The organism is Desulfogranum marinum (assembly GCF_016918565.1).
In the GTDB taxonomy this organism is placed as follows: domain Bacteria; phylum Desulfobacterota; class Desulfobulbia; order Desulfobulbales; family Desulfobulbaceae; genus Desulfogranum; species Desulfogranum marinum.
Genome location: NZ_JAFFQD010000085.1, coordinates 1 through 6242, shown reverse-complemented (window position 1 = coordinate 6242; position 6242 = coordinate 1). Strand labels below are relative to the sequence as shown.

The 6242-nt window shown below is 52.9% G+C and carries 4 protein-coding genes; all 4 read left to right on the top strand.

Translation table 11 applies throughout. From position 1 onward, the window contains the following. On the top strand, nt 1-2505 hold a 2505-nt coding region (locus JWH17_RS22530), incomplete at its 5' end, for a PAS domain S-box protein (protein WP_205224959.1). Between the two features lie 43 nt (nt 2506-2548). Beyond that, nucleotides 2549-4180: a response regulator gene (locus JWH17_RS22525; RefSeq protein ID WP_205224958.1), complete on the top strand. Its 1632-nt coding sequence runs from the start codon at nt 2549-2551 to the stop codon at nt 4178-4180. Next, nucleotides 4177-5604, top strand: coding sequence for a sigma-54-dependent transcriptional regulator (locus JWH17_RS22520; RefSeq protein ID WP_205224957.1), 1428 nt, complete (start codon nt 4177-4179; stop codon nt 5602-5604). Before JWH17_RS22525 ends, JWH17_RS22520 begins: the two co-directional genes overlap by 4 nt. Before the next feature lie 110 nt (nt 5605-5714). Then, a partial coding sequence (locus tag JWH17_RS22515) for a PAS domain-containing protein (RefSeq protein ID WP_205224956.1) occupies nt 5715-6242 on the top strand: 528 nt, incomplete at its 3' end.

Below are 6242 nucleotides of genomic sequence, written 5' to 3'. Positions count from 1 at the left end.
GAGCCGGTCATGGACTATCAGCTATTTGCCGACGCTCATTCTGATCTGATCTGCGGTTGGTTTCCCGACACCACGCTGTTTTTTGTCAATACCAGCTATTGCCTGTTTTTTGGGAAAAGTCGGCACGAATTGCTTGGCAGCCTTTGGGTGGATCTGGTTCCCGCCGAACAGCGCGACGCCGTTGTCGATGTTTATAAAGATCTGGAATGTCGGCCCAGGGAGAATCGATATTCTCACTCGGTTCTAACCGAGGATGGTATCAGATGGGTGGAGTGGACTGATTCTCCGTTCTTTGATGCAAGTGAGCGTCTGATTGGTTTTCAGTCGATCGGACGTGACATTACCGATGCAAAACTCCTCGAAGAACATTTGCAGCGAAGCGAGTCACTGCTTCAGGAAAGTCAACGCATCGCACAAGTCGGCTCATGGGAATGGGATTTTGAGAGCGATCGGGTTCGCTGGTCCGACGAAGCCTACCGTATTCTCGAAGTCGACCCTGACACCCAGGCTCCTTCCTATGAATTGTTTCTCGAAACTGTCCATCCGGATGATCGGCAGAATGTGGACCAACGCTTCCAAGATCTGTTCGTCTCCGGCGAGGAATATGAGTTCGAACACCGGTTGCTCATGGGTGACGGCCGAATTAAGCATGTCAGGGTGCGAGGGTTGTTTCAAAAACATCTCGCAACGCATATGAGTCGCGCTGTCGGCACAATCCAGGACATTACAGGTCCTGTCACGCTGCGTGAGAAATTGGAACTGATTTCCACAGCCATCGAAACGGCGGTCAGCGGCATCGCCATTGCTGACCAAAACGGTGTGCTTACCTTTGTCAATGCTGCGTTTCTTGCCCTATGGGGTGAAAAACACGCCGAGGAAGCACTCGGTCGATTGGCTACAAGTTTTTGGGAAGATCCGGTTAAGGCAGGCCACATATTGAAGAGGCTCCAACGGGACCATCTCTGGGGCGGTGAATTGGTGGCCAGGCGTCGAGACGGCACCTCTTTCACCGTTCATCTAGCCGCCAGCGCCGTACTTGGCGAGGATGGTACGATAACCCATTTTATTGCCAGTTTCTCCGACTTAACCGCGCAGCGAAAAATCGAAAAAGAACTTCGGATCACTTCGGATCTGTTTCAGAAGCTGCTACAGACAACATCTGAAGGTTTCTGGCTTATTGGAGACGACGGTCAAATTTCAGACGTCAACGAACAGGCGTGCCGAATGCTCGGTTACAGTAAGGAGGAGATGCTGATGATGAGAATACCCGACATCGATGCAAAGGAAACGCCTGCTGAAACCGAGCAACACATGAAGGACTTTCTGAGGACCGGATATGATCTGTTTGAGACCAAGCATCGAGCAAAGGACGGCACCCTGCTCGATGTCGAGATCAGGGCTAGCAGCTGGCTTTCTGGTGATCAACAGATCATTGCTGCGTTCTTCAGAGACATTACGAAACAAAAGGCATTGGAAGCAACTCAGAGGGCGTACGAGTTAAGCCTAAAGTCCGAAAATATTCGTCACGCATTGTTTTCCCGCTTCTCTCATGAATTGATGACACCATTGCATTCCATGATCGGTCTGGCCGATCAGCTAAGCCGGGATTCGGATCTCTCCAATGGTCATCGCTCAACACTCGGCATTATTGCCGATGGGGCTCGGCGCTTGAAGGAGGTCTTGGAAAACATGCTTTCGATGGCCAATCTGCAAGTTAATTCGCTTAATCGACATGATCAATCGTTCGAGCTCTGCCCCATGATTGAAAACCTGATAAGCCTTTATCGGCCCAGATGTCTCGCCAAGACGTTGAGCCTGCAGGTTGAAATTGATGAGCATACCGTCCCTTGTCGAATGAGAGGGGAGAAAGAAAAAATCATGACAATCCTGGAAAAATTGCTTGATAACGCCGTCGAAAATACGGACCAGGGAACCATAAGGCTAGGTGTCAAGGCGGAACTACCCGCCATCGTCGATCCGATGACGAACAACCAAGAGCTCACTTTGATACTGGAGATAGAAGATAGTGGTGTTGGAATTGAGCCCGAGCGCTTGAGTGTATTGTTGTCATTTGACATGATAAAAGCAGCACAAATATCCAGGGAGGTTGGTGTCGGATTATTTACCTGCTTAATGGTCGCAAAGGTCATTGATGCAAAGATCACGGCCGTCAGCCGTCTTGGAGAAGGGTCATGTTTTCGCCTTTGTGTCCCCGTGTACCGGGACAGTGCTTCAGAAAAAGACGAGTCGCACTGCCGGCAAAGGATTCGAGACCTGGTCACGGTTGCACCCGAGGAACGGTTAGAAATAGCCGAGCACGAGGTGGCGAACCTGCCGGAGCAATTGCAGCAACAGCTCAAAGAGGCCCTGGTGGATGGAGACATGGTCGCTTTTACCGAGTTGCTTGGCGGCGCTCGAGCTTCGTTTCCGGCTGCAATCAGTGTCCTGCGGCATCTTGCTGAAACATTTAACTACCAGCGTATCGCTCAATTACTCAAACACTAATGGAGGAAAAGCGGTGAGTGCAGATCGAACGGGGAGAACGGTCATGCTGGTGGACGATACGCCGGCAAACCTGCGTTACCTGCAAGATATTATCCGAAACGCCGGCCATCGGGTGGTGGCGTTTCCCGATGGCGCGGCGGCTTTGGCCGCGGCAGAGAGAAATCCACCAGAGATCATTTTGCTGGACATCCTCATGCCGGATATGGATGGCTTTGAGGTTTGCAACCGGCTCAAGAGAACTCCTCGACTTGCCGATATTCCGGTTCTGTTTCTCAGCGCCCTCTCAGAGCCCGCCGATAAGGCGAGAGCCTTCAGCAGCGGTGGAGTGGACTATATTACCAAACCGTTCCAGGCAGATGAGGTGCTGCATCGTGTCGATACCCATCTCCGGCTGTCGCAAATGACCAGGCAGCTTGAGGCGATGGTTGAAGAACGTACCGCCGAACTTGCTGCCAGCAACCAGTCCTTGCGCCAGGAAATGGCTGTGCGGAAGGAACTCGAGAAACAACAGGACCTGCAGCGAGCGTTGTTGCAAGCGGTCTTTGAAGGGATCACCGAACCGCTGTTGCTCGTCGATAGCAATAAGAACGTGTTATTGTGCAACCGGCACACTATAGACTATTATCAAACAGCCGGTATCGATATCACTTCCGTTCCGATGCCGTGCCATGACGCCGAAGGCGGTTGCCTGGAAAAAGATTCTGAGTGCAAGGTATGTCAGGCAATAGCACAGGGAAGTGAGACGACTGTAGAACGGCACGGATTCGTCGATCCTCAGCGTTTTGAGCTGGTTGCCGTCTACCCTATACAGTCGGAGGGAGACCATCTTTCCCGAGTGATTATTCGTATTGCCGATATCACCGATAAGCACCGAATGAATGAAGAAATGGCCCAGACCAACAAGTTGATTGCTCTGGGCACATTGATAGCCGGTGTGGCTCACGAGATCAACAACCCTAACCAGGTCATCTCTATAAACACGCAGATCATCGACAAAGCATGGCAGAACGCTAAACCGATACTGGATGCCTCATTGCAGCGCGGGGAGGATTTTGTTATCGGAGCCTCCTCCTATAGCCAACTCAAGGATGATATCCCGCAGATCATCGCCGCGCTCGGTGCCAGCGCCGAGCGCATTGCCCGTATCGTCTCGGTCTTAAAAGACTATTCGGGAAAAAACGATACGCTGTTGCTCAAACCGGTCGCCATGGCAAAGATTTTGGACAATGCCATTCTGATGGTGAATCACAAGATCAAGAAATGCACCGACAAGTTCATTGTCCATTATGGCGATAACCTCCCTTTGGTCAACGCAGACCAACACAAACTCGAACAGGTATTTGTCAACCTGCTGATCAATGCCGTCGAATCATTGCCATCCCAAGATAAAAAGGTAGTCGTTACCATACTGTATGTGTCCGAAAGCAAAAGGGTTGTCGTGGAAATCAGCGACGAGGGTGTCGGCATACCGGCAGACTCCCTGACGCGCATCATGGATCCGTTTTATACCACCAAGCAAGCGAGTGGCGGTACCGGCCTGGGGCTCGGCATAACGCAGCGTATCATCAAACAGCACGGTGGCACCATCGAGGTGCAGAGTACGGAAGGCGTGGGCTCGACTTTCAGCGTCCTGCTCCCAGGTGGTACAGAGGGTGAAGGGGTTGGGGAGCCATGAAAGTATCGACATCATCACCGTCGTATCCCTTCCTTCTGGTGGATGACGACAAACAAGTATTGCGAAGCCTTGCGGTGTCTCTGAAAATTGGGGGCTTCCCGAATATTATTACCTGCAGTGACAGTCGCGAGGTAGAGCGTCTGCTGGCAGAGCAGCACTTTGAGGCGCTCCTGCTTGACTTGACCATGCCGTTTTTCTCCGGTGAAGAGATTCTGGAACTTACGAGGGAACGATACCCTTCTTTGCCGGTCCTTATCATCACCGCCATGAACGAGGTGCAGACAGCGGTCACCTGCTTGAGAAAAGGTGCTTTTGACTACCTCGTCAAACCGATTGATGGCGAACGCCTGGCAGTCACGCTTCGCCGTGTGATCGAATTGCGGGAACTGCGCGACCAGGCACAATCGCTTAAAAACTCTCTACTTGGAGGCGAAATCCGGAACCCGGCCGCGTTTTCAGCAATCGTCACCCAGAACCAAGCAATGCTCGCTCTTTTTCAATACCTCGAGTCGATCACCTCGAGCCGCCTGCCAATTCTCATAACCGGAGAGACGGGAACCGGCAAGGAACTCGTGGTCAAGGCAATCAATTCGTTGGTAGAGCAGCCGTGTCCATTGGTTTCGGTAAACGTTGCCGGTCTTGACGACATGGTTTTTTCCGACACGTTGTTCGGTCATGTCAGAGGCGCCTTTACCGGGGCGGAAACGTCCCGGCACGGGCTGGTTGAACAAGCCGCCGGAGGTATGCTTCATCTCGATGAAATCGGTGATTTGGGCCGGCAATCCCAGGTCAAGTTGCTGCGCTTGCTGCAAGAGGGCGAATATTTCAAGCTGGGATCGGACAAAACGATGTCCGCCAACATTCGCATAATCGCCACAACAAACCACGATCTGTCGGCACAACAGGTCGCCGGACACTTTCGCGCTGATCTTTTTTACCGGCTATCTGCGCATCACGTCCATTTGCCACCGCTGCGGCGGCGACGAGACGATGTGCCGGCATTGATTAGCCATTTTCTGGCAAAGATTGCTGAGGCCCGTAACGAGAAGCCGCTTGATTGTGCCGAAACGGTGCTGACCGGATTGAAAGGCTATGATTTTCCTGGCAACATCAGGGAATTGGAAATGATGGTTCATGACGCGGTTAATCGTTGCCGGACCGGACACCTCACAGTTACTGATTTCACCGGCAACGGCGACAGAGTATTTCCAGCATCCGCCGGTCACGCAATTCCAGGCTCCCAAGAGAATGCTCAAGGGTGGATAGGTTGGCCTGCCGGATCCGAGCAATCTCTGCCGACCGTCGAAGAAGCCACTGTCGATCTGATCAAAGAGGCCTTGCGGCGCTGCAACAATAATCGTACCAAGGCAGCATTGGTCCTTGGAATCTCGCGTCAACGCCTGACAAGGACGCTTCGAAAATAGGAACGATAAACGTATGCAGAAAAAAATGACCTGTTCACACCGGCCGGATCACACCCACGGGAGACGAAAACCGGCATACCTCAGGAGCGTAATCAAGCAGAGAAAAAACCATGAGCGACAGGCAGCATAAATCCAGCCAGACGCCCGCCGACGCGGCGGCGCTGCGCAAACGAGCCGAGGAGAAAGCCCGGAACATGGAGTCGACCTCCCTGTTCGCGCAAACCCCTGAAGAAATCCGGCGGCTGTTCCACGAACTGCGGGTTCATCAGATCGAACTGGAGATGCAGAACGAGGAACTGCGTACGGCCCAGGCCCAGATCGAAGCAAGGCGGGTGCGTTATTTTGACCTCTATGACCTGGCCCCGGTGGGCTGCTGCATCTTGTCTGAGCAGGGACTGATTCTAGAGGCCAACCTCACGGCGGCCACGCTGCTGGGTGCGGAACGTAGCGCGCTGGTCAAGCAGCCGATCTCCCGCTTCATTCTCAAAGATGACCAGGACATCTACTACCTGCATCGGAAACAGCTCATTGAGACGGGCGAACCCCAGGAATGTGATCTGCGGCTGGTCAAGCCGGATGGCGCATTGCTCTGGGCTCAACTGACGGTAAACGCAGCCCAGGCGGAAGACGGCCCCCCC